The organism is Desulfosporosinus orientis DSM 765, from assembly GCF_000235605.1.
GTDB lineage: Bacteria > Bacillota > Desulfitobacteriia > Desulfitobacteriales > Desulfitobacteriaceae > Desulfosporosinus > Desulfosporosinus orientis.
Window position 1 is genome coordinate 2857110 of the sequence record NC_016584.1, and the last position, 22828, is coordinate 2879937.

Genomic DNA, 22828 nt, shown 5'->3' on the forward strand with positions numbered 1-22828 from the left:
ATGTCTTTAATTTTAGGGATTGATACCGGCGGTACCTTTACAGACGGGGTGCTGATTGATCTGGACACTAAGGAAGTCAGGAAAAAAGCCAAGGCCTTTACAACACGTGAGGATTTATCCATAGGTATTCGTAACTGTATTGAGAATATGGGAGAATTGGATCCCCATCAGGTTCGCCTGGCGGCTTTGTCCACAACTTTGGCAACTAATGCCATTGTTGAGGGCCGGGGCTGCCGGGTGGGTTTAATCCTTATTGGGCATGAAGCCAGTGGTGAACTCCCCGCCCAGCAGGTTGCTGTGGTCAGTGGCGGGCATGATATTACCGGGATGCCTGTTTCAGACCTTGATTTGGAGGCTGTCCGCAGAGCAGTGAAAGATATGCACGGGCGGGTGGATACCATTGCCATTTCCAGCTATCTTAGTATTCGCAATCCTGAGCATGAACAAGCTGCCCAGCAAATAATCCAAGAGCTTTGGGATGTGCCTATTGTCTGCGCCCATCAGCTGACTACGGTTCTGGGCTATTATGAACGGACAGTAACCGCCTGCCTGAACGCTCGGCTATTGCCGGTTATTGCCGGACTTCTGGCTGCTGTGAAAGAGGTTCTTAAGGAAAAGAGAATTAGTGCTCCTTTGATGATCGTCAAAGGGGACGGTTCCCTGATGAGTGAAACCTTGACCAGGGAAAAGCCCATCGAAACTATTTTGTCAGGTCCGGCAGCCAGTATTGTCGGGGCGGTATTTTTGACCGGGAGGGACTCGGCTCTGGCCTTGGATATGGGAGGAACAACCACGGATATCGCCATCCTGGAAAAAGGACGTCCCCGGATGAACAGGGAAGGAGCGACGGTAGGAGGCTGGAAGACACGGGTTGAAGCAGCGGAAATCAGTACCTTTGGCCTAGGGGGTGACAGCTACATTCAAGTATCCAAGGACAGAAAACCCCTCATTGGTCCCAGGAGAGTCTGGCCATTGTCAGTGACAGCGGATAAGTATGCTAATTTGATCGAGGAACTGCAAAAGGTACACTATGATGCCCAGCTTATGGAACTGCAGCCGGCAGATTGTTTTATGCTCCTGAAGAAACCTGACTCTCAGGAGCAGTGGAATGAAACGGAATGGAGCATAATCCTTGCTCTGGAAGAGAGTGCCCATAATATTTTTACCTTGGCTGATATTTTGAGGCGGGACCCTAACCTTTTGCCTCTCAAAGGTCTGGAGCAGGCAGAAGTGATAGGGAGGAGCTCCTTTACTCCTACGGATGTGCTGCATGCGGCAAATAAGTTTACTTCTTACAGCGTTGAGGCTGCTCGGGCCGGTGCAAAGATTCTGGCTCGTCAGCTGCGCTTGGGGCAGGCGGAATTCTCGGAGAAAATATTAAATGAGATTCACGCCGGTCTTTGTATGACGGTTTTACAGAGTTTTGTATATCGAAAAGGTTTAAACCTGGATCTGAATACAGAAAAAGGTGTGAACTTTCTCTTGGATTATCTCCTCCATAGAAACCCAAGCCCAGGCTTCACGACCAATATAACCTTAGACTATCCTATTATCGCTTTAGGGGCTCCGGCAACGGGCTATCTGCCGGCGGTAGGAGATTCCCTGAATACTCCGGTCCTGATACCCCCTCATGCTGAAGTAGCAAATGCTATAGGAGCGGCTGCCGGTCAGGTAGTGGAAGTCATTCACATTCTGATCAAGCCTGTGGAAGACGGGGGCTTTGCAGTGCATACTCCTTGGAGCCGGGAACTCTATAAAGACCTGGAAGAGGCGGAAAAAATAGCGGCAAAGATGGGGGAAGGGACCGCTTTAGAAAGGGCCCGGCGCGGGGGCGTCCCCAATCCTGAGCTAATCGTCGAGAAAGAACGGGTGATTAGTCAAGCTGCAGTTGGGAAAAATGGGGTTTTTCTGGAGACAAGAATTGAGATTACAGCCATCGGGCATCCCACTTGGGAAAGCAGATAGGGGTTTAAAATAAAAAAGTCCTTGTAATCCGGTACATCTTGTATTAAACTACCATTAAATCAATAGATTTTTTGTTATAGGTGCCCATTGATTTGGGTGAATAGGGAACTGGGTGAAAATCCCGGACGGACCCACCACTGTATGGAGGAGACCTATGCATATGCCACTGGGAAACTGGGAAGGCGCATAGTGTCGATGATTCTAAGTCAGGAGACCTGCCTGTAATGTAGCATCATGGATAATGGCAAAGTTCATGGTCAGTTCTTTATTCCTTTGTGAAAGAGAATTGACTGTGGACTTTTTGTTATTTGAAAGGGGGTAGATAATCCTTGGGGTACTATGGCCGGGATGTGGAGGTTGTTTCCATCAATGAGAAACAATGCTTAGTGGCTGCTTGTGATTCATGCGGAGCCATTGGTATGAAGGATCTGGATGAGTATAAGATTTCTTGGTTTATTACGGGGAAGCTGACGGCGAGAGTGGCACTTTTGGAAGTATTGTCCACAGGTGCTGTACCGCAAATGCTGACTGCAGTGATTGCCAATGAGCCTTCTCCTACAGGCGAGGAACTATTAGAGGGGGTGAAGAATGAACTGACTTTGGCCGGGTTAGAAACTTTGCCCATGGTTATCAGTACAGAGAAAAATATGCCGACCCGGCAAACCGGCTTTGGAGTCAGTGTCATTGGAGTAGCTGAAAAAGAAGAATTGCGTATTGGCACTTCTCAGCTTGGAGACTACGTCTATTGTTTGGGACTTCCGAAAGTCGGAGCTGAACTTACTGATCCGGAAGACCCGGAAATCATCAATGTCAAAGCCTTTCGTGCTCTATTAGACTACAGAAGTGTCCATGACATCATTCCTGTTGGTTCCAGAGGAATACAATTAGAAGCTGAACAGCTGGCAGCCTCTGTCCAGACTCAATTCCAAGGGGATCCTGACTGTGTTCTTGACTTGGGAAAATCTGCGGGTCCGTCCACATGCCTTATTTTTTCTTCATATGAGATTATCGATGAGAAGGATATAAGCAGTTTTGGATTGCTTTTAACGAAAATAGGTCAGTTGATAAGAAATTAGGAGTCATTTTTAGATTATGAGGGAGGGTTTTTATAATGGAAGATTTAAGTACAGAAAAAGAGTTAAGGTTATCAGCTTGGAACGTAAAGAGACTTTCAATCATGGCCATTTTTATTGCTTTAAGTGCAGTAGGAGCCTTGATTAAGATTCCCAGTCCCGTGGGAACAATTGGTATGGATTCAGCCCCGGGGTTTTTTAGTGCCTTAGCCTTTGGCGGGCTGACTGGAGCTATCGTCATTGCTTTTGGACATATGCTGACGGCAGCTGTCACCGGCTTTCCCATGACGATTCCTGTACATTTATATATCGCATTACAAATGGCCTTGTGGGCTGCGGCGTATCGCTGGGTGAATCAAAAAATCGGCTTAATTCCCGCAGTTATCGTTGGAATTATCCTTAATGGCGTGGTATCTGCTTTTGCCATGCTTCCTATGATGGGTATGGGCGGAGTTTTGGGACTGCTGCCTTTCCTCGTTGTCGGGGCTGCTTTAAACGTGATTATTTCCGCAGTGGCATATAAAGCAATTAAAGGAAGCCGGCTCATTTAAAGCTTGAGGTGAACATCTTGAAGTCCTTATATAACTCAGATAAAGCTTCAGAAAAAGATATAGGTCTTGAAAAAAATTTAGAAAAAGCTATTGTAATAAAAAATCTCAGCTATGCTTATGCCAATACTGCAGAACAAAGCTTGAAAAATGTCACCCTCACTGTGGAAAAAGGAAAATTCCTGGCCATCATGGGTTCTACTGGGGCCGGCAAAACAACCTTAAGCTTATGCCTTAATGGCTTAATTCCCCAGCTTTTGGAGGGAAAACTATCCGGTCAGGTTCGAGTCGCCGGGAAGGATGTGGGGAAAACCGCCGTCCAGTCTCTGTCTAAAGTACTGGGACTGGTGCTCCAGGACCCGGAGACTCAAATCATAGGCCGAAGTGTAGAAGAAGATACGGCTTTCGGCCCCCGCAATTGTTTGGTACCTCCTGATGAAATTAAGCGGAGAACCAATCAAGCCCTGGCGGCTGTTCGCCTAGCAGGCTATAACCAGCGGTTAACCGAAGAATTATCCGGCGGTGAAAAACAGCGCCTGGCTATCGCCGGGGTCTTGGCTATGGAGCCGAAAATCTTAGTCCTAGATGAACCGACTTCTGAACTGGATCCCATTGGCCGGTCAGAAATTTACAATACCTTGGATGTTTTGCGGCGGCAAGATGATTTAACAATTTTACTCGTTGACCACGCCGCTGAAGAATTAATCACTAAGGCAGATGAGGTAATTGTCCTGCATCAAGGAGAATTGGTGTGGCGAGGAGTTCCGGAGGAACTCTTTCGCGATCTGCCCCTGTTGCCTCAATGGGGTATTAGACCCCTTCCGGTCAGTGAGATAGGATGGGATTTCTATAAAAAAGGCTGGATTAATTTTGCAGACATCCCTTTGGATATCCCATCTGCGGCAGCTTTAATTAGAAAGCTTTGGCCAAAATATGGACACAAGTGTTTGCAAGTTCAAGACCAAAATCAAGTACATGGATCGAAGTTAAATCTGGATCAGACTATTTTTGAGAAGGGCATTGCAGTTGAAGTAAAGGATTTATCCTACAGTTACAGTTCCGGGCGTCCAGCTTTAAGGGGAATCAATCTGAAGATTCAATCAGGAGAATTCGTAGCCTTAATCGGGCAAAACGGGGCGGGCAAAACCACTTTGGCTAAGCATTTTAATGGGCTGCTGAAACCCGCCGCCGGAGAGGTTATTGTTGAAGGTATGAATACCTTAAAATATGATACCCCTGAATTGGCCAAAACCATCGGTTACGTTTTTCAGAATCCTGATCATCAGATTTTCTCCACGACGGTGGAGAAAGAATTGGAATTCGGCCTTAAAAATGCAGGCTATAAAGGCAGGGAAATCCATGAGCGGGTGGATGAAGTCCTGAAGTATACCGGTTTGGAACACTGCCGCAGTGTTCATCCTTTCAGTCTGGGCAAAGGAGAGCGGCAAATGATTGCGGTAGCTTCTGTCCTGGTTTTGAGACCGAAACTATTGATTATTGACGAGCCGACCACAGGTTCAGACTGGGCAGGAATTCAAAGGATGATGGCGTTAATCCATAAGCTTCATTCTGCAGGAACGACCATCGTTATGATCAGTCATGACATGGATTTAGTGGCTCAATATGCCAAGCGGGTTATTGTTATGCAAGACGGGAAGATTTCATTAGATGGCAGTCCTCAAGAGGTTTTTGCCAACGAAGGGGTTTTGTCCCAATCTGCCCTTGTTCCTCCCCAAATGTGCAGACTCTCAGCCCAACTGAAGGATATTCTGGGGCAGCAAACCTATATTGAACCCAGTGAATTTACAGCAATGTTTGAAAGCAGGGAGCAGACAAAATGCTAGAATACTTGCCGGGGGATACCTTAATTCATCGCCTGGACGTGCGGACTAAAATGCTCGGCTTCTTAGGTCTTATGATTATTTCATTTCTTTTTCAGTCTCCTATGTTTCAATTAGGGATTGTCTTATTGACAGGATTGTTGGCTGCATGGATAAAAATACCCTTGAAAAAAATCTGGGGAATGCTCTTTCCCTTGATTCCCATCATTATATCGATTATTCTAATCACAGGGTTTACCTTTGCACCGGAGCGCTTTGATCGGGCTGCCAGTCAAACAATTCTCTTTTATGCTCTGCCGGGAAACCATTTAGGGGCTACCGTGGGGGGATTTTTGATGGGGACAACCTTTATTCTCCGCCTGATTAATATGATGATTGCTTCATCGGTTTTAACCTTAACCACTTCCATGGAGGAATTTACTCAATTCTTTCAAAAAATGAAAGTTCCCGCTGAGGTATCCATGATGCTGACAATGGCTATACGCTTTATTCCTACTTTAGATAAAAAGCGCCGCCAAATAATTGAAGCACAAAAAGCGCGGGGTACCCGATTTAACGAGAAGGGAATCATAGGTGCTATTCGTTCTTATCTGCCGATTATGATCCCTATGTTTATTAACTCCATTATGATGGCCAATTCCTTATCCATGGCCATGCTTAATCGAGGGTATGGCTTGACGAGAACTTGGACTACCATGAAGGATCTTACCTTTACATCAAGAGATTATTGGGCAATAGCTCTGATTCTTCTGACACTTGGAGCGGCATTTTATCTTCGCTTTGGATTCAAGTTAGGGGTGTTATAGAGGTATTGTTCTTGCCTCTGAAATTTTCATGAGTATTTTACATCGCATTGATTGATGGGAGAGAAACAATGGCAAGAGATAAGGATCGACATAATTGGCGAGAAGGATATACTACTGGAAGCTGTGCTGCCGGCGCAGCTAAAGCAGCATGCCTGCTTCTTAAGGGGGAGAACTTAGCTGATAAGGTGGAGATTCCACTGCCCAGCTCGGCCCGTCTGACCATGCCTATCCACAGTTGGGAGAAGGGGTATCCGGAAGCCAGGGCCTGCATTCTTAAAGATGGAGGCGATGATGCGGATATTACTCATGGTCTGGAGATTCAGGCCATTGCCCGTTATGTTTCTCCTTTAGGAGAGGTGGGCATCCAGGGTGGGCAGGGTGTTGGCAAGGTTACTAAAAAAGGTTTGGCTATGCCCGTCGGGGAAAGTGCTATTAATCCTGTACCCAGAAGGATGATCATGGAGGCGGTGCGGGAGGTTTTCCCGGCAGAAGAAATAGAAATAATCATTGAAGTACCCGCCGGAGAAACCACTGCTCAGCGCACCCTCAATCCAAGACTGGGGGTAGTGGGAGGAATCTCTATCTTGGGAACGAGCGGAATAGTTCGCCCCATGTCTGAAGAGGCCTTTAAAACATCCATCCTCCCTGAGTTGGACCAGGCAGTAGCCTATGGACACCGATCCATAGTCCTTACCCCAGGACACTATGGCTTCCGAGTAGCGACAGAAGGCTTTAAAGTCCCGGCTGAAGCGATTATTCAAATGAGTAATTTTGTGGGCTATATGCTGGAAGAAGCTGCCTACCGGGGAATTGAGGAGGTTATTCTCTTAGGTCATGTCGGCAAGCTCATTAAAGTCTCCGGAGGGATATTCCATACTCATAACCGGGTTGCCGATGCTCGAATGGAAGTTTTGCTGGCCCATGCCGCATTATCCGGACTTAGTATGGAGACCTTAAAACATTTGGCTGAGTTTCCAACCACGGAAGGGGCGGCCACTGAACTTTTGCATATGGGAGAACAAAAACTGCTGCATCATTTAGCTCACTTGGCCAGTGAACGGGCGCAAGCTTTCGTCTTTGGAAAGCTGAGGGTTGGAACAATTATGACCTTGTTGGACGGCCGGCCGGTGGGTTGGGATATTAAGGCTCAAAAAATGGTGAAAGAACAAGGTTGGACTTGGGCGGTTGACTGAAAGCCTCCGGTGTAAAAAAATTGCCGTTTTTGAAATTTACGACACTAGCTGAGTGGATTTCAAAAACGGCAAATTTTTAATATAAGGGTACCGTCAGGAAAATGCGGATTTACAACGCTAAGCCCATTTTCAAGACGATTCCTTCATTTTTAACAACGTTAAGAAAGTTTTAGTGGTCTTAAAGAATCTAATGAGATCACTTTCTCCGAATTAAAATGGTATTCTCCTAGTAAATTAAAATGTTCCCAGCCTAAAGGTGACATATGGTAGAAGGTGACATCATTTATGTTGCGGACTTAACTCGGATTACTCGTAGTACACAAGATTTATTTGAATTAATCGATAACATACGGAAATTACAAATGTGTCTAGGGCCTCATTATATAGAAAATAAATTCCATATAGAGGTGGAATTATATGCCTAAAATTGACAATATGTTAGCAATTCTATGGATGCTTCGTTCAGGTGAAAAAATTACTGCAAAACAAATTTCAGAAAAGTTAGAGATGAATATAAGGACTGTGTATCGTTATATTGATACAATTTCAACAAGTGGCGTTCCTATAATTTCAGAACCAGGACATAACGGTGGATACACTTTATTGAACAATTTTATTGAGGCTCCTCTTTTTTTTGATTTTGAGGAGCAAACTTCACTATTTCACGCTGCTGTTTTTGCAGAAGAAGCCGGATATTATGGAGGTGAAGCACTAAATAGGGCCATTTCAAAACTAAGTAAATACTCAAATCAAGAGCAGGAAATAAAGATAAACCAACATTTAACTAGTCTTGAAGTAATAAGTCGATTAAGTTCACTCTCTATGGAACCTTTTTTGAAGGAGTTGGAGCAGGCCGTAGCTGACCGGTACTCAGTAAAAATTCTTTACCATAAAAGTGGCGAAAAGCAATTTAATTATAGATTGGTCGATCCGTACAGAATTATCTATTGGAATAATAAGTGGTATGTGATTGGATTTTGTCATCTTAGGAATGATATCCGTAGTTTTAGAGTAGATCGAATTGAAAGTCTAATGCTAACCGAAAATAAGTTTAACCGGCCAGAAAATTTTTCAGCACGTGACTTTTTTATGAAAAACCTCCTTCCTACTATAGAAGATAAGGAAGGGATTACTTCTTTAGTTATTAATGGGAATACAAGGACGTTGGGAGATATTTGCCAACATTGGTTTTTAGGACATTATTTACAAGAACGGACTTCAAATCAAGCAGTATTTCTTCTTGAAAAGGATATGATACATACATATGTACCTTATTTACTTTTACCATACGGTAAATCTATTCAAGTTATTGAGCCATTAAGTCTAAAGAAAAGACTTATTGAAGTTCTATCGGAATTAATAAAATTTCATCAAGTATGATAACTTCCCTGACGCTAGCTGTCAGGGAAGTTATATTATAATTGGCTATATCAATTGTGATTGGGAGTGTTATTGGATGCAAACAAAAAAAGTTTATCTATATGTATTTAACACAATGTCAGACTGGGAATATGGATATTTAATTGCCGAACTAAACACAGGGAGATATTTCAAAAAAGATATAGCACCTTTAAAAGTAGTTACAGTAGGAGCTAATAAAGAAATTATTACTACGATGGGGGGACTGAGCATAAAACCAGATATTTCCCTTGATGAGTGTACTCTTGAGAGTAAAGATCTTTTAGTTTTGCCTGGAGGGAATACTTGGGGAGAAGTTATTCATCAACCAATCATGAAAAAAATTGGCGAAGCCTTAAAGCTCGGCACTATTGTTGCTGCAATTTGTGGTGCAACTGAGGCCCTTGCGAATATGGGATACCTAGATTCTAGAAAGCATACAAGCAATAACTTAGAGTATATTAAAATGGTTTGTCCTAATTATAAAGGAGAAAAATTTTATGAGATGGGACCTGCGGTATCTGGTGAGAATTTGGTTACTGCATCAGGAGTAGCTCCTCTGGAATTTGCGATGGAAGTACTGAAAAAATTAGATGTATTTGCACCAGATACATTACATTCATGGTATAACCTAAATAAGACTCACAAACCTGAATACTTCTTCCAGTTAATGAATTCAATAAATAGATGAGCTAAAAAAATCAACTTAGCAGATTTTATATTAGTTTAAATAATTACCATGCTTTAGACGATGTCAAAGCATGGTTTTTGAATATAACTTGACAAAATACATAGAATGAGTTATTTTATAGCCAGAATAGTTCTTATGACGAAGTATTCTTTTGAGGTAATAATTACTGGGGGTCAATCATGGGGCAGGAGAAGGTTTTAGATTTCGTATTGGACAATTTAAAGAAAGTATTTTTCCCTGAAGAATGGATTCAGTTAGATCTGAGTGTCTCCAAGACTGAACTTTTGGCCATGCTGATTGTTGACAGACACGGAGAGGTGATCATGAGTCAGATCTCGGATTATCTTAACGCTCCTCTTAGCACCACCACAGGGCTCGTTAATCGCTTAGTTAAATGCGGCTATCTGCAAAGAGAAAGGAGCGATGAGGACCGGCGAATTGTCACCATTCAACTGACGGATAAGGGCAAAACCATGATGAGAGAGCTTAAAGCAACCCTTGAGTCTTATCTGGAAAGAATTAATACTCTATTATCCGCCGAGGAACGGCAAGTTCTTTTCAAGATTATCATGAAGATCGTTAATGAACTGAGCCGCAAAGATCTTGTCGCTGAAGACCGTGAGAAGGATCAATTCTTACGAACAATACCCATTGACTAAGCTATCATAAACTTCTTTATCCAGATGCTGATGTATGCCTTTAATTAGGCCCCCCTGAAATGTTGGTATATGGAGGAAGAAGATATTTTTAAAAAATACTTCGGATAAAGTACTATTCGCCTCGAAGATAATACCTATTATGAAATAAAATCAATTTGATCACAATTTAGGAGGGAATCATCATGAGAATTATTTTATATACTGGTAAAGGCGGCGTGGGTAAAACAAGTATTGCAGCTTCAACAGCTTTGCAAAGCGCGAAAAAAGGTCAAAAAACCCTGGTTGTCAGTACGGACAGAGCCCACAGCCTGGGAGACTCATTGGATATCAAGCTGTCACCTGAGCCTCAAGAGATTCGTCCCAATCTCTGGGCCCAAGAAATTGATTCTGTTCATGAGGTTGAAAAAGGATGGGGTCAAGTACAAAAGTATTTAACCACCTTATTTACGGCTAAAACTATTAAAGACATTACCACGGAAGAGTTAACTGTGTTTCCCGGCATGGAGGATTTGCTGAGTCTCCTGAGAATTTTGAAGTATTATAAAGAAAAGACCTTTGATGTTATTATCATTGATTGTGCGCCGACAGGTGAGACCTTAGCCTTACTCAGTTTCCCGGAAATGCTGCGCTGGTGGATGGATAAACTCTTTCCTATTAAGAGAAAAGCAGTGAAATTTATGAAACCGGTGGCGGAACCCATTCTCGGTATTCCTCTGCCTACAGATTCAGTGATGGAAGAAATTGAAAACATCTACCATGAGCTGGATGAGATGCGACAGGTTTTTTCCGATCGTGAGATCACAAGTATTCGCATTGTTGTCAACCCGGAAAAGATGGTTGTTAAAGAAGCTCAGCGCAGTTTCACCTATTTGAATATTTATGACTTTAATGTGGATGCAGTTGTCGTGAATAGGATTATTCCCAATAATATATCGGATGAGTATTTTTCCCTCTGGAAGGATATCCAGAAAAAGTATCAGGAAATGATCAGAGACAGTTTTTCCCCGCTGCCCATCTATTATGTACCTCTCTTTGAACAAGAAATTGTGGGGTTAGAGATGCTGGAGAGAATGGGTGAGGAGATCTTTAAAGGTGAAGAGCCCGCGGATATTAAGTACAATGCTCGGACCCAGAAAATCAGCAAAGACAATAATGGGTACGTTATGGAAATCTATATGCCTTTCACCACAAAAAAGGATCTCTCCCTAAACCAAAAGGGGGATGAGTTGATTGTCAGGGTGGGAAACATTAAGCGAACCATTACCTTGCCTAGAACTCTGCAAAGTTTGACTGTACAAGGGGCAAAATTTGAAGATGAAATTTTGAAAGTTCGCTTTGGAGGTGTCAGCAATGAGTGAAGAAATCCTTAAACAGTTGGTTAACTTCAAATTTTCCTTAGTTCATAAGGTCGTGGAGAGATTGCCGGAGACCATTCAAAAACCTATCAAAGGTCTGGAAGGCCAGCTGATGCAGACTCTTTATGATATCAGCAAAGAGTTCGTTGAGAAAACACCAGTTGGAGAGACTGATAAGACGGGTGGACTGAGGACAATTGATGTAGAATGATGTTTTGCTGCTGCTGCTATTGTTTAAGTTCAAATTAAGGGACAGGCAAGATGATGTGTTTATCTGTATCGTGCCTGTCCCTTTTGTATTATAAAAGAGAACTAAAACTATGAATGTGAACAATTAAACATAAAACTAAATACAGTATAATAATGAAATTTCTGTTCCACACGTGAAGGAGGACTTTTAATGGAAATCCATATTGTGCGGGAGGGTGAGACTTTATCCCAAATCTCGGGTACTTATAACATTAGTATTCAAGAAATCATGAGATTAAATGATCTCAGGGACGCAAATCATCTTGTCATAGGGCAGTCTATCGTCATACCGGCATCTGATGGATATTATACTGTCATGGCGGGAGATACTCTTTGGAAGATTGCTCAGAGATATAAGACAACGGTTGATGCTTTAGTGCAGAGGAACAAAATAACGAATCCTTCCCTGATCTATCCGGGATTATTATTAAGAATTCCCACCGTAGCGGTTAATTACACCATTAAACCTGGTGAAACCCTTTGGCAGATTGCTCAAAAGAATAATACTACTGTTCAGGCTTTGGCAGATCTCAATAAGATCAGCAACCCTAATCTCATTTATCCGGGAACCAGCATAAGGATTCCAGCAGTGAAACCTCGGATTGAAGTTAATGCCTACACTTATGCTGAGGGTCAGGAGGAAAATGCTCTTGTCCGGGAAGTTGGCCAAGAGTTAACCTACATTAGTCCATTTGCATACGGAATTCGGTCTGATGGTGGCCTTAATCAGTTGAACGACGAGGCGGCAATCAAAACAGCTTTGTCAGAAAATGTCCTGCCCATGATGTGTATCTCGAATTTTACATCAATCCAAAAAGGCTCGGATATAGCTCATACAATCCTTGTCGACCCTGCTTTACAGACCTTATTGTTGGATAACATCATAAACGTGATGAAATCGAAGGGGTATCGGGGACTGAATATTGACTTTGAGAATGTGTATCAGGGTGATCGAGAATTATACAATCATTTCATACAATATGCTGTGGAACGGCTGCATCCAGAGGGGTTTTTCGTCTCAACTGCCCTAGCTCCCAAACTTAATGCCGGTCAAAAAGGCTTGCTTTATGAGGCTCATGATTATGCAGCTCATGGGCGCATAGCAGACTTTGTTATTCTCATGACCTATGAATGGGGTTATCGAGCCGGTCCTCCCCAGGCCATATCTCCTTTAAATCAGATTAAGGGTGTTTTAGACTATGCTGTCAGTGAGATTCCCAAGAATAAAATTTTCTTTGGCTTCCAAATTTACGCCCGTGATTGGGTGGTTCCCCATATCCAGGGGCAGGTGGCTGAAACTTTCAGCCATCAGGAAGCTGTCAGCCGAGCTCTAAAATACAAGGCTGCCATCCAGTATGATAGTGTTGCAGAATCTCCTTTTTACCGGTACGTGGACGAAAGGGGCGTTAACCACGAGGTATGGTTTGAAGATGCCCGCAGTGCTCAAGCAAAGTTTGATACAGTTAAGGAATATAATTTGCGTGGTATCAGTTATTGGGTACTGGGTTATCCTTTTACGCAAAATTGGGAACTTCTTGAAGCAAATTTTGATATTATTAAGAAGCATTAAATCTTGTCTTGAATTCAAACTTAAAAGAATAGCAGCATTCATTTTGTCAGAAATGAAGTTATTTACATTATATTCGCATTTGGCAATTAAGTTTTTGATAAGTTATTTTGAAAAAGAGGAATTTAGTATATACTTATAGAATAAATCATCATCCGTCGAAAACAATTCTCGTGAATTTAATAGCGATATACTTAAGGTTCCCTCTGTTAGAGGGTAATAGGGGAAGCCGGTGAAAATCCGGCGCGGTCCCGCCACTGTGAACAAGGAGTTCTCTGCCCAATCCCTTGCTTGAATTTTGGGAAAGGCAAGAGAATGATGATCTGAAGCCAGGAAACCTGTCTTAAGTAAGATCACAAACCTACGAGCGATAGGGAATGTGTGTGTTTATTTTAGGGTAAACCATACGAGCCGCTCAGGCTCATTTTTATTTATGTTTATTCAATAATCTTCTGCACGAAGTGACAAATTTAGGAAGAGGGGTAATGTATGTTACAGGTGATCGGAATCGGTCCCGGCAGGCCGGAATGGTTGCCCCCAGCAATTATTGAACTTGTACAAAACTGTGAAGTCTTAATTGGCGGGTCCAGGGCTCTTGAGCTGTTTCCGGATTTCCAAGGAAGCAGGTACACTTTATCGGGCAAATTGGCTGATAGTATTGAGGTGATCAGAAAGGCGCTTCAGGAAAATAAAGTTGTTGGAGTACTAGTTTCCGGTGATCCTGGATTCTTTAGTTTTTTGCCCAGACTTAAGAAGGAATTTCCTGAGGAAAAAATGGATGTACACCCGGGAATCAGTTCTTTGCAATTTGCCTTTGCCAGAGCAGAACTTGCTTGGCAGGAGGCGGCCTTTGCCAGTGTCCATGGCCGTGATCTGTCTGTACTTCCTCAAGTGATTACTCGCCCAACGGCGGTTTTAACGGGCGGAGAGAATACTCCTCAGAAAATCGCTCAGTATTATTTAGATAGAGGCTGCCGGCCTAAAATATCTGTTGGCAATGCTCTGAGTTATCCTGAGGAGTTCTGGGCGACCATGGACGCAGAACAGCTGGCTCAAGAAAAGACCTCATTAAAGAATGCTATTGTTATTCTTCATCCGTCCTTAGGGACAGATATGGATAAGGATACTGAACAAAGGAATGGTCAGGTTAATCCAGGATCTTCAGCTAATTCTGGCAAGAAGGGTATAGGAAGCAGGCTGGGAATTCCCGATGAGGAATTCCTGCGAGGAAAAGTTCCTATGACAAAATCAGAAATTCGTGTGCAAGTCTTAGCGAAGGCTCAAATCTCCAAAACAGACAATGTTGTTGATATTGGAGCAGGTACAGGCAGTATTAGTATTGAAGCGGCGGGTCTGGCCTCGGAGGGTATGGTTTATGCCATAGAACATCACACAGAAGCTCAAGAGCTTATTTTAGCTAACCAAGATAAGTTTGGGGTTGACAACCTGCGCTTGATTCCCGGAGCTGCCCCGGATGTGTTTGGAGAGCTGCCGACGGTGGACGTTTGTATTATTGGCGGAAGCAACGGGCGCTTAGCTGAAATCTTAGCAAAGGTTCCACTGGCTGACGGGGGAAGAATCGTGATAACCGCTGTAACTATTGAAACAGTGGCCCAGGGGCTAAAACTTCTCTCAGAGTATAACTATCAAGATATTGATACCATATCCATTCAGGCAGTTCGTTGGAAGGCTGTTCAAACCTTGCATATGGCCCAAGCATTGAATCCGATTTTTATAATTTCAGCAAGAAAAGGGGAAGCATCATGAATATTAGTTGGGGAAAATTCTATGGAGTTGGGGTAGGCCCGGGTGATCCTCAGCTCTTGACCTTGCAAGCTGTTGATGTCCTGCGTTCCGTTGATCTCGTAGCCATCCCGAAATCCAAAATGGACCGGGAAAGTGTTGCCTGGGATATTGCCAAAATTCACTGCCCGGCGGATGTGCGCCTTGTTGAACTGGAAATGCCTATGACTTCAGATCAAGAGGTTTTGGCCAAGGCCTGGCAGGATGGTGCTCAAACAATTTTAGCAGAATTAAAAGAAGGCAAATCCGTAGCTTTTATTACCTTGGGTGATCCGTCACTTTACAGTACTTACAGCTACCTCCTTAATATTCTTCAGGATGAGCTGCCCCAGGAGCAAATCACAACCGTACCTGGGATAATGGCTATGGCAGCTGCCGCTGCCAGAATTAATTTGCCCCTGGCTACGGGGGACGAGCCCCTGCTGGTCCTGCCAAGTACAGAGGATGTTGGGGAGTTTCTTGATTTCCCCAATTTAGTCTTAATGAAAGTATCCCGCCGACTCCCTGAAATTTTAACCCTCCTTGAAGAACGGGAGAAAAAAGCCGTCTTATTAACCCGTCTGGGACAAGAGGAAGAAAAAATTCGCTGGGAGCCTCAGGCAGAGGACTTTAAAACTGAAAAAATTGATTATCTCAGCCTAATGTTGGTTAAAAAAGATTTGCTGGGGAGGGGAAAAAATGAGCCAGAATAAAACGAACGGCGAAGTTATCTTCATCGGAGCCGGTCCGGGGGACCCGGAACTGATCACAGTTAAAGGTGCTAAAACTTTAGAGCAGGCAGATCGTGTTATTTATGCCGGCTCCTTAGTCAATCCGGAATTGCTTAAATTATGCAAGCCGGGCACCCCTTGCCATGACAGCGCTCACCTCACCCTGGAAGAGGTAGCCGGACTCATGTTGGAAGGGGTTAAAAACGGGGAAAAGATTGTCCGTCTCCATACAGGAGACCCCAGCATGTATGGTGCCATTAAGGAGCAATTTGAGTATTTAGATAAGCAAGACATTCCTTATACCGTGATTCCGGGAGTAAGCTCCGTATTTGCAGCTGCTGCAGCGGTTAAACGGGAGTTCACTTTGCCGGATATCAGCCAAACTTTGATCCTGACCAGGATTGCAGGCCGGACACCGGTTCCTGAGCGTGAAGCTCTGGCTAAGCTGGCCCAGCATCAATCCAGTATGGCTATTTTCCTCAGTGTTCAGGACATGGGATCTGTGGTGCAGGCCCTGCTGGAAGGGGGTTATCCTGCTTCGACACCCATTGCCGTGGTAGCCAAAGCCAGCTGGCCGGATGAAGAAATGCTGATGGGAACTCTGGAGACTATCGTTGAGATGGTTAAAGCAGCCGGCATACGCAAACAGGCTCAAATCCTGGTGGGCGATTTCTTAGATCCCGCCAAAGGCTATGCCCGCTCAAAACTCTATGACCCGACTTTTACCCATGAATACCGGCAAGGGACAGACAAGTGAAGGAGAAAATTGCCCTTCTAACCTTAACGGATCGTGGCCTGGATACCATCCTGCGCATTGTCCATGGTTTGCCGGAGAGTGTTCAGCCTAAAATATATCTGCATCAGAAAGTTATTCCTCAAAAAAACATCACAGCGCAAAGGGATTATCAGGTATTTTCCCGGTTGAAGGATATTGTACCCCAGTTGTGGCAGGAATCTGAGGTTCTGGTCTTTGTAATGGCTTCCGGAATTGTGGTCCGGCAAATTGCTTCCTTAGTAGAAGGAAAAGACCGGGATCCGGCTGTTCTGGTCCTTGATGAGGCAGGAGAGTTTGTCATACCTCTGCTTTCCGGGCACTTAGGCGGTGCCAACGCCTGGGCACGGCAGATTTCTGAACATATTAAAGCGGTTCCCGTGATTACTACAGCTACCGATGTAAGGGGAATGGTGGCTCCGGACGAATATGCCCGCAGGTATGGCTGGAAAGTTGAGCCTGTATCTCATTTGCCGGAAGTCAACAGTTTATTGCTTAAGCGAAGTTATCTTAATGTTTGGACGAGTTATCCCTTTCAAGCCAATGAAAATGCCTGGCTCCAGGATTCTCACTACCGGTTTTTGCCGGATTCGGATAAAGATCAAGCCAATGTCATTATTGATGCTTTTCCGGATTCAAATGTTAAAGGAGATTCCCTGTATCTTGTCCCCCCGGTTTTAAGTGTGGGAGTAGGGTGCCGGCGGGGGGTTGCTAAAGAAATTATTTTAGAGAGGATTCTGACTGCTATCCAGCTGCTGGGAGCCTCCCCTAAGGCAATTTCCGGATTATATAGTATAGACCTTAAATCAGACGAAGTTGGGCTGATTGAAGCGGCCGCTTACCTGGGGGTTCCTTTCAGAACTTTTCCGGCGGAGGAGCTTCAAACTGTAAATCATCAAAATCAATTAAATCGATCAAATTTTGTAAGCGAAAAGATAGGAGTGGACGGTGTATGCGAAGCAGCGAGTTTACTGGGAACCAGCAAGGGGCGGCTCATTCTGCCGAAGACCAAGGGACAGGGGGTAACAGTAGCAATCAGCATAGAAAACTTTATGTTGTAGGTCTGGGACCTGGGGATCAAGCTCATATGACGGGAAAGGTTCAATCTGTCTTAAACGAAGTTGAGTACATAGTAGGATATAAGACTTATGTAGATCTTATTCGTTCTTATTTAACCCATCAACAGGTTGTGGCCACGGGGATGCGGCAAGAAATTGACCGCTGTCGTGAAGCGATTCGCTTGGCCGCCGAAGGTCATCGCGTTGCCGTTATCAGCAGCGGAGATGCAGGAGTTTATGGAATGGCCGGAATCATTATTGAATGTATGGAGCAGGAAAATCTCCTGGATATGCCTTTAGAAATTATCCCTGGGGTAACAGCAGCTTCAGCGGCTGCTTCCATGCTTGGTGCACCCTTAATGCATGATTTTGCGGTGGTCAGCTTAAGTGACCTGCTGACTCCTTGGGAGGTCATTGAAAAACGAGTTCGCTTAGCAGCTGAGGGAGATTTTATCTTCGCTCTTTATAACCCGAAAAGCAAGGGCCGCCCTCATCATATTGAAACTGTCAGGGAAATCATTTTACAATACCGCCGTCCGGATACTCCCGTTGGCTTGGTCCGGGAAGCATTGCGGGGTGAGGAATCCAGTGTGGAAATTACCACCTTGGAAGATTTCACAAACCACACCATTGATATGCTTACTACTGTCATTATTGGCAACTCCCAAACCAGGATTGTCGGACCCTACATGGTTACTCCTCGGGGGTACAAGCTGTGAAGCTTTTGGTCTTAGCAGGCACTGAAGATGGGCGTGAACTGGCTGAAGCTTTGCTGCGGCGGGGTCATGATGTTTTAGTGTCTACCCTGACTGCCTATGGAGCCGATTTGGCTCAAGGGCAAGGTCTTCAAGCTCGCTTTGGAGCAATGGATGCCCGGAGGCTCACGGATCTTCTCAGAGCACAGGAGTTTTCGGCTTTAGTGGACGCTACTCACCCTTACGCATTGCAGGTCAAGGAACTTGCCCGAAAAGCTTGTGGGGACCTGGAAATCCCATACTTGCGTTGGGAGCGCTCAGCTCTGAACCTGCCGGAACATCCTCTCATTCATTGGGCGGAGGATTTGCCTGAGGCTGCTTCCCTAGCTGCAGCATTAGGACAGCGTATCCTGCTCACGACTGGCAGCAATGGACTGCCGGAATGGGCAGTTCATCCCGCTATGAAGGATAAAACTCTTTTTGTCCGGGTCCTGCCGACTTCAGCAGTTTTGGCCCGTTGTGAGGAACTTGGCTTTAAACCCAATCAAATCATCGCTGCTCAAGGTCCCTTTTCTCAAGAGTGGGATGAAGCTATGTTTAAGCAGCTTAAAGTTGAGGTTGTCGTGGCTAAAGAAAGCGGAAAAGTCGGGGGCACTTTGGAAAAAGTCCTGGCCTGTCTCGGTCTACACATTCCAATGGTTATGATTAAACGGCCGCCGGCCGATAAGAATCTGAATCATCGAACCTTGAAGGAATTTATTAACTATGTGGAGGAAATGACATGAAATCAGAAATTATTCTTTTAGGGCATGGCAGCCGTCGTGCCGAAGCTAACCAAGGTCTGTTAGTCGTTGCTGAAAAAGTCAGCCGGATTATGGGACAAGAGGTAACTCCAGCCTATATGGCACATGATAAGCCGAGTCTGCCTGAAGCTGTGGAAGGGAAAATTAAAGACGGTGCAACTAAAATTGTGATTATGCCCCTCTTTCTTTTCCGCGGCATGCACGTTACGGTGGATATTCATGAGGAACTACAGGAAATCCGGGAGCAGCATCCTGAGGTAGAGATTATCTTTACCAGAGAACTGGGAGCTGACGATGGAATTGCCAGTTTGGCCAGCTTTCGTATTAAGGAGGCACTGGGGGAATGACATCAGAGTTTATTTTAGACCCCGGTCAAATTGAAAAGGAAAGCATGCGTATTATCCGAGCAGGATTAAGTCGTCCTTGGCTGGAACAAGATCTTCCTGTTGTTGAACGGATTATTCATACCACGGGAGATCCTTCCTTGGAGTCCTCTATTGCCATTCACCCGGAAGCCATCGCTTGCGGCCTCCAAGCTTTAAAAGCAGGGGCCGATGTCATTACGGATGTGGAGATGGTTCGAGCTGGAATCTCCAAAGAGAAACTAAAATCACTGGGCGGACAAGCAGAGTGCTTTTTAAACGCTCCTGGAGTACCCGAACAAGCAAAAGCTTGGGGTATCACTCGTTCAATGACAGCATTTCGCATGCATGCCGACCGCCTGCGGGGTTCCATTGTAGCCATCGGCAATGCTCCCACAGCTTTGCTGGAAGTTCTGCGTCTGGCAGAAAATCCGGAAACCCGGCCGGCTTTAATCGTCGGAATTCCAGTCGGCTTTATCGGAGCCAAAGAGTCTAAAGATTTATTATGGGAACACCAGGAGTTTCCCTCGATTACCGTCCTGGGAACCCGGGGTGGAAGTCCTATGGCTGCAACTGTGGTCAACGCCTTAATTTATACAGTTTTAAAAAACAAGTAACAGTATGAAACAGTGACTCTGTCTGCAAAGCTATTCTTTGAAGAAAATGGGAAGCAACAAAACTTTCCTGTGCTTCCTAATAAAGGGGTGAAAGATGATGTCTTCAAACAAACTAACGGCCAAACTCATGATTCAAGGAACTTCTTCGAGTGTTGGCAAAAGCGTGTTGGCTGCTGCATTTTGCCGGATCTTTTATCAAGAAGGATACAAGGTCAGCCCATTTAAAGCTCAGAATATGGCCTTAAACTCCTTTGTGACGGCAGATGGGGGAGAAATGGGCAGAGCCCAGGTTGTTCAGGCTCAAGCAGCAGGGGTAGATCCGGATGTGCGTATGAATCCTGTATTGCTCAAGCCCAGCGGACCAACAGGGTCTCAGGTTGTGATTATGGGGAAATCTCACGGCAATGTAACCGCTTTGCGTTATCATGGAGAATATCAGCGTATGACTTGGCCCTATGTCACGGAAGCGCTGCACGGGCTGTTGGATGAGTATGAAATTCTCGTTATCGAAGGAGCGGGAAGTCCGGCTGAAGTGAATCTTAAATCCAACGACATCGTCAATATGAGAATTGCCCTGGAGGCTGATTCCCCGGTCTTACTGGTAGCGGATATTGACCGGGGCGGTGCTTTAGCATCCGTTGTGGGGACGTTAGAACTGGTGGAGCCTGAAGAGCGAGCCATGATTAAAGGAATTGTTTTTAATAAATTCCGTGGTGAAATCAAGCTTCTTCAGCCGGCTTTGGACTTCATTGAGCAAAAAACAGGAATTCCGGTGGTAGGAGTTGTTCCGTATTTCAAAATCCGTATTCCGGATGAGGATTCTGTAGCCATCAGTGAAGCCCAGGAAAAACCATCTGTTGCCTTAGACCAACAATTAGATGTTGCAGTTATTCGCTTGCCTTATATATCTAACTTTACTGACTTCGATGCCCTTCAGGATGAAGCTGATGTAGCAGTTCGTTATGTCACGGATCCTGCCAATTTAGGGAAACCTGATCTCTTGATTATTCCTGGCAGCAAGAATACCTTAGCCGATTTGCGTTTCCTGAATGAAAGCGGCATGGGTGATCAAATCCAGGCTCTTCGTGCTCAGGAAGTACCGATTATTGGCATTTGCGGCGGCTATCAAATGATGGGACGCTTAGTCAAGGATCCCCTGCATACGGAGTCGGAGCTGGAGGAAATGCCTGGCCTGGGAATCCTGCCTATGGTTACGGAGTTCTATCCTCAAAAACATACCGTTCAGAGTAAGGGAACGGTTTTGTCGGATCAAGGCTTCTTTAAAGGATGTACCGGAGATACCGTTGTCGGCTATGAAATTCATATGGGACGTTCCTCCTTAGATGAAGGACACTCACCTTTGTTTAACTTAACATCCAACGGAGAAACCAATCTCGATGGTTTGCAGAACGGTAATTCCTATGGCACCTATCTGCACGGTATCTTTGATAATGACAGCCTGCGCAGTTCATTGCTCAACTGGCTGTGGGAGCGCCGGGGGATGGAAAGGCCCGTTGAGGCTTCACTTTCTCAAGCAGCACTGCGGGAATTAGCCTATAATGAGCTGGCAGATTTGGTTCGTCAAAATGTGGACTTGGAACGAATTCGTGAGATTATGGGCTTAAGAGCCGAATCATAAGGAAAGACCGGGTAATTATAGCATGATGGAAAGGCTTTATTTTCTTTGGGCGGTACTTCCTGTCCCGGTGCTATTAGGCTTTGTTCTTGATCAAGTCATTGGTGATCCACGCAGCTGGCCACATCCTGTTGTCGGGATTGGCAAAGCCATCAGCGTGTTGGAGGATAAACTTAATCATGGCTCTCCTCAGGTACGCCGCCGTAATGGGGTCTTCCTTACCTTTCTGATCGTGGGCGGCAGTTATTTTATCACTTGGGCTGCTGTATGGGCAGCCAACTTCCTTCACCCTTTATTTGGCTTTGTAGTAAGCACGTATTTTATTTTTACAACACTTGCTGCAAAATCTCTTTTAGACGCGGGCAAGAGTGTTCTTATTCCTTTGGCCCAGGGAGATTTGAGTGAGGCTCGTATCAAGCTGTCTTGGCTGGTTAGCCGTGATACCTCAAACCTTTCAGAAGGGGAGATTGCCCGGGGAACTGTGGAAACTTTGGCAGAAAATTTTGTGGACGGGATTTTATCACCCCTTTTTTACGCAGTTCTGGGGGGAGCCCCCTTGGCCATGGCTTTTAAAGCTGTCAGCACTTTGGATTCTATGGTTGGCTATAAAAACGATAAATATCAGGATTTCGGCTGGTTCTCGGCTCGTACGGATGATTGGGCTAATTACCTGCCGGCGAGGATGTCAGTGCCGATTTTGCTCCTGGCCGGCAGGCTGAGGGGAATGCCTATTGGTCATGCCTATAGGATCTGGAAAAGGGATGCATCCGGTCATCCCAGCCCCAACGGCGGAAATCCTGAAAGCATCGTTGCTGGCTTATTGGGTATTCAATTAGGCGGGATCAATATTTACCACGGCCGCACTCATCATCGAGCAGAGATGGGGGATGCCCTTCACCCTGTCAATGGGGAGGACATTGCCCGCTGCCGCCAATTAGTGCAAACAGCGACCTGGTTATCTCTTATTCCTACATTGATTTTGGGTTATGTTGCTTATTTAATATTTTGAACATCGAATTGGGGGATG

23 protein-coding genes and 2 riboswitches are annotated in these 22828 nt (G+C 44.9%); all 23 genes read left to right on the forward strand.

The window, feature by feature from the left end:
• The 23 genes from DESOR_RS13365 to cbiB all read left to right on the forward strand — a co-directional run bounded on the left by DESOR_RS13365 (position 1) and on the right by cbiB (position 22810).
• Positions 1-1965, forward strand: a complete 1965-nt coding sequence (locus DESOR_RS13365; RefSeq protein ID WP_014185119.1) for a hydantoinase/oxoprolinase family protein — start codon at positions 1-3, stop codon at positions 1963-1965.
• Between the two features lie 61 nt (positions 1966-2026).
• Positions 2027-2202, forward strand: a riboswitch (cobalamin riboswitch).
• 92 nt (positions 2203-2294) lie between these two features.
• On the forward strand, positions 2295-3041 hold the full coding sequence (locus tag DESOR_RS13370; protein ID WP_014185120.1) for a hypothetical protein: 747 nt from the start codon (positions 2295-2297) through the stop codon (positions 3039-3041).
• Between the two features lie 35 nt (positions 3042-3076).
• On the forward strand, positions 3077-3589 hold the full coding sequence (locus DESOR_RS13375) for an ECF transporter S component (RefSeq protein WP_014185121.1): 513 nt from the start codon (positions 3077-3079) through the stop codon (positions 3587-3589).
• Between the two features lie 17 nt (positions 3590-3606).
• Positions 3607-5430 (forward strand): ABC transporter ATP-binding protein, encoded by a 1824-nt coding sequence (locus DESOR_RS13380; RefSeq protein WP_014185122.1) that lies wholly within the window; start codon positions 3607-3609, stop codon positions 5428-5430.
• Positions 5424-6233: an energy-coupling factor transporter transmembrane component T family protein gene (locus DESOR_RS13385; protein WP_014185123.1), complete on the forward strand. Its 810-nt coding sequence runs from the start codon at positions 5424-5426 to the stop codon at positions 6231-6233. The genes DESOR_RS13380 and DESOR_RS13385 overlap by 7 nt, the downstream gene beginning before the upstream one ends.
• A 68-nt stretch (positions 6234-6301) precedes the next feature.
• Positions 6302-7426 (forward strand): cobalt-precorrin-5B (C(1))-methyltransferase CbiD, encoded by a 1125-nt coding sequence (gene cbiD / locus DESOR_RS13390; RefSeq protein WP_014185124.1) that lies wholly within the window; start codon positions 6302-6304, stop codon positions 7424-7426.
• Positions 7427-7689: 263 nt separating this feature from the next.
• The gene (locus tag DESOR_RS30840; RefSeq protein WP_158309036.1) at positions 7690-7851 is read left to right on the forward strand and encodes a recombinase family protein; all 162 of its coding nucleotides are present in this window, start codon (positions 7690-7692) and stop codon (positions 7849-7851) included.
• The gene (locus tag DESOR_RS13395) at positions 7844-8806 is read left to right on the forward strand and encodes a helix-turn-helix transcriptional regulator (RefSeq protein WP_014185125.1); all 963 of its coding nucleotides are present in this window, start codon (positions 7844-7846) and stop codon (positions 8804-8806) included. The genes DESOR_RS30840 and DESOR_RS13395 overlap by 8 nt, the downstream gene beginning before the upstream one ends.
• Before the next feature lie 76 nt (positions 8807-8882).
• On the forward strand, positions 8883-9515 hold the full coding sequence (locus DESOR_RS13400; RefSeq protein WP_014185126.1) for a type 1 glutamine amidotransferase family protein: 633 nt from the start codon (positions 8883-8885) through the stop codon (positions 9513-9515).
• Between the two features lie 179 nt (positions 9516-9694).
• Positions 9695-10174 carry a MarR family winged helix-turn-helix transcriptional regulator gene (locus DESOR_RS13405; RefSeq protein ID WP_014185127.1) on the forward strand — a complete coding sequence of 160 codons (480 nt, stop codon included), beginning with the start codon at positions 9695-9697 and terminating at the stop codon, positions 10172-10174.
• A gap of 182 nt (positions 10175-10356) precedes the next feature.
• On the forward strand, positions 10357-11532 hold the full coding sequence (locus DESOR_RS13410; protein ID WP_014185128.1) for an ArsA family ATPase: 1176 nt from the start codon (positions 10357-10359) through the stop codon (positions 11530-11532).
• Positions 11525-11740 carry a hypothetical protein gene (locus DESOR_RS13415; RefSeq protein ID WP_014185129.1) on the forward strand — a complete coding sequence of 72 codons (216 nt, stop codon included), beginning with the start codon at positions 11525-11527 and terminating at the stop codon, positions 11738-11740. Before DESOR_RS13410 ends, DESOR_RS13415 begins: the two co-directional genes overlap by 8 nt.
• A 189-nt stretch (positions 11741-11929) precedes the next feature.
• On the forward strand, positions 11930-13348 hold the full coding sequence (locus tag DESOR_RS13420) for a glycoside hydrolase family 18 protein (protein ID WP_014185130.1): 1419 nt from the start codon (positions 11930-11932) through the stop codon (positions 13346-13348).
• A gap of 177 nt (positions 13349-13525) precedes the next feature.
• A riboswitch (cobalamin riboswitch) is annotated at positions 13526-13705 on the forward strand.
• A gap of 129 nt (positions 13706-13834) precedes the next feature.
• Positions 13835-15112: a bifunctional cobalt-precorrin-7 (C(5))-methyltransferase/cobalt-precorrin-6B (C(15))-methyltransferase gene (locus DESOR_RS13425; protein ID WP_014185131.1), complete on the forward strand. Its 1278-nt coding sequence runs from the start codon at positions 13835-13837 to the stop codon at positions 15110-15112.
• Positions 15109-15840, forward strand: a complete 732-nt coding sequence (gene cobI / locus DESOR_RS13430; protein WP_014185132.1) for a precorrin-2 C(20)-methyltransferase — start codon at positions 15109-15111, stop codon at positions 15838-15840. The genes DESOR_RS13425 and cobI overlap by 4 nt, the downstream gene beginning before the upstream one ends.
• On the forward strand, positions 15827-16615 hold the full coding sequence (gene cobM, locus DESOR_RS13435) for a precorrin-4 C(11)-methyltransferase (RefSeq protein ID WP_014185133.1): 789 nt from the start codon (positions 15827-15829) through the stop codon (positions 16613-16615). Before cobI ends, cobM begins: the two co-directional genes overlap by 14 nt.
• Positions 16612-17691, forward strand: a complete 1080-nt coding sequence (locus DESOR_RS13440) for a cobalt-precorrin 5A hydrolase (protein WP_014185134.1) — start codon at positions 16612-16614, stop codon at positions 17689-17691. Before cobM ends, DESOR_RS13440 begins: the two co-directional genes overlap by 4 nt.
• Before the next feature lie 26 nt (positions 17692-17717).
• Entirely contained in the window at positions 17718-18407 is a 690-nt protein-coding gene (gene cobJ, locus DESOR_RS13445; RefSeq protein WP_014185135.1) for a precorrin-3B C(17)-methyltransferase, read from the forward strand.
• Positions 18404-19168, forward strand: a complete 765-nt coding sequence (gene cobK, locus DESOR_RS13450; protein ID WP_014185136.1) for a precorrin-6A reductase — start codon at positions 18404-18406, stop codon at positions 19166-19168. Before cobJ ends, cobK begins: the two co-directional genes overlap by 4 nt.
• Entirely contained in the window at positions 19165-19533 is a 369-nt protein-coding gene (locus tag DESOR_RS13455; RefSeq protein WP_014185137.1) for a sirohydrochlorin chelatase, read from the forward strand. Before cobK ends, DESOR_RS13455 begins: the two co-directional genes overlap by 4 nt.
• Positions 19530-20165: a precorrin-8X methylmutase gene (locus DESOR_RS13460; protein ID WP_014185138.1), complete on the forward strand. Its 636-nt coding sequence runs from the start codon at positions 19530-19532 to the stop codon at positions 20163-20165. The genes DESOR_RS13455 and DESOR_RS13460 overlap by 4 nt, the downstream gene beginning before the upstream one ends.
• A gap of 97 nt (positions 20166-20262) precedes the next feature.
• The gene (locus tag DESOR_RS13465; RefSeq protein ID WP_042331216.1) at positions 20263-21804 is read left to right on the forward strand and encodes a cobyric acid synthase; all 1542 of its coding nucleotides are present in this window, start codon (positions 20263-20265) and stop codon (positions 21802-21804) included.
• 22 nt (positions 21805-21826) lie between these two features.
• On the forward strand, positions 21827-22810 hold the full coding sequence (gene cbiB, locus DESOR_RS13470) for an adenosylcobinamide-phosphate synthase CbiB (RefSeq protein WP_014185140.1): 984 nt from the start codon (positions 21827-21829) through the stop codon (positions 22808-22810).
• Positions 22811-22828 lie beyond the last annotated feature (18 nt).

Bases quoted from the DNA above. Each gene is read 5' to 3' on its own strand.
- DESOR_RS13415 (WP_014185129.1), top strand. From the start codon at position 11,525: ATGAGTGAAGAAATCCTTAAACAGTTGGTTAACTTCAAATTTTCCTTA.
- DESOR_RS13365 (WP_014185119.1), top strand. From the start codon at position 1: ATGTCTTTAATTTTAGGGATTGATACCGGCGGTACCTTTACAGACGGG.
- DESOR_RS30840 (WP_158309036.1), top strand. From the start codon at position 7,690: ATGGTAGAAGGTGACATCATTTATGTTGCGGACTTAACTCGGATTACT.
- DESOR_RS13420 (WP_014185130.1), top strand. From the start codon at position 11,930: ATGGAAATCCATATTGTGCGGGAGGGTGAGACTTTATCCCAAATCTCG.
- DESOR_RS13385 (WP_014185123.1), top strand. From the start codon at position 5,424: ATGCTAGAATACTTGCCGGGGGATACCTTAATTCATCGCCTGGACGTG.
- DESOR_RS13410 (WP_014185128.1), top strand. From the start codon at position 10,357: ATGAGAATTATTTTATATACTGGTAAAGGCGGCGTGGGTAAAACAAGT.
- DESOR_RS13425 (WP_014185131.1), top strand. From the start codon at position 13,835: ATGTTACAGGTGATCGGAATCGGTCCCGGCAGGCCGGAATGGTTGCCC.
- cobM (WP_014185133.1), top strand. From the start codon at position 15,827: ATGAGCCAGAATAAAACGAACGGCGAAGTTATCTTCATCGGAGCCGGT.
- DESOR_RS13460 (WP_014185138.1), top strand. From the start codon at position 19,530: ATGACATCAGAGTTTATTTTAGACCCCGGTCAAATTGAAAAGGAAAGC.
- DESOR_RS13455 (WP_014185137.1), top strand. From the start codon at position 19,165: ATGAAATCAGAAATTATTCTTTTAGGGCATGGCAGCCGTCGTGCCGAA.
- DESOR_RS13375 (WP_014185121.1), top strand. From the start codon at position 3,077: ATGGAAGATTTAAGTACAGAAAAAGAGTTAAGGTTATCAGCTTGGAAC.
- cbiD (WP_014185124.1), top strand. From the start codon at position 6,302: ATGGCAAGAGATAAGGATCGACATAATTGGCGAGAAGGATATACTACT.
- DESOR_RS13395 (WP_014185125.1), top strand. From the start codon at position 7,844: ATGCCTAAAATTGACAATATGTTAGCAATTCTATGGATGCTTCGTTCA.
- cobJ (WP_014185135.1), top strand. From the start codon at position 17,718: ATGACGGGAAAGGTTCAATCTGTCTTAAACGAAGTTGAGTACATAGTA.
- DESOR_RS13405 (WP_014185127.1), top strand. From the start codon at position 9,695: ATGGGGCAGGAGAAGGTTTTAGATTTCGTATTGGACAATTTAAAGAAA.
- cbiB (WP_014185140.1), top strand. From the start codon at position 21,827: ATGATGGAAAGGCTTTATTTTCTTTGGGCGGTACTTCCTGTCCCGGTG.
- DESOR_RS13400 (WP_014185126.1), top strand. From the start codon at position 8,883: ATGCAAACAAAAAAAGTTTATCTATATGTATTTAACACAATGTCAGAC.
- cobI (WP_014185132.1), top strand. From the start codon at position 15,109: ATGAATATTAGTTGGGGAAAATTCTATGGAGTTGGGGTAGGCCCGGGT.
- DESOR_RS13465 (WP_042331216.1), top strand. From the start codon at position 20,263: ATGTCTTCAAACAAACTAACGGCCAAACTCATGATTCAAGGAACTTCT.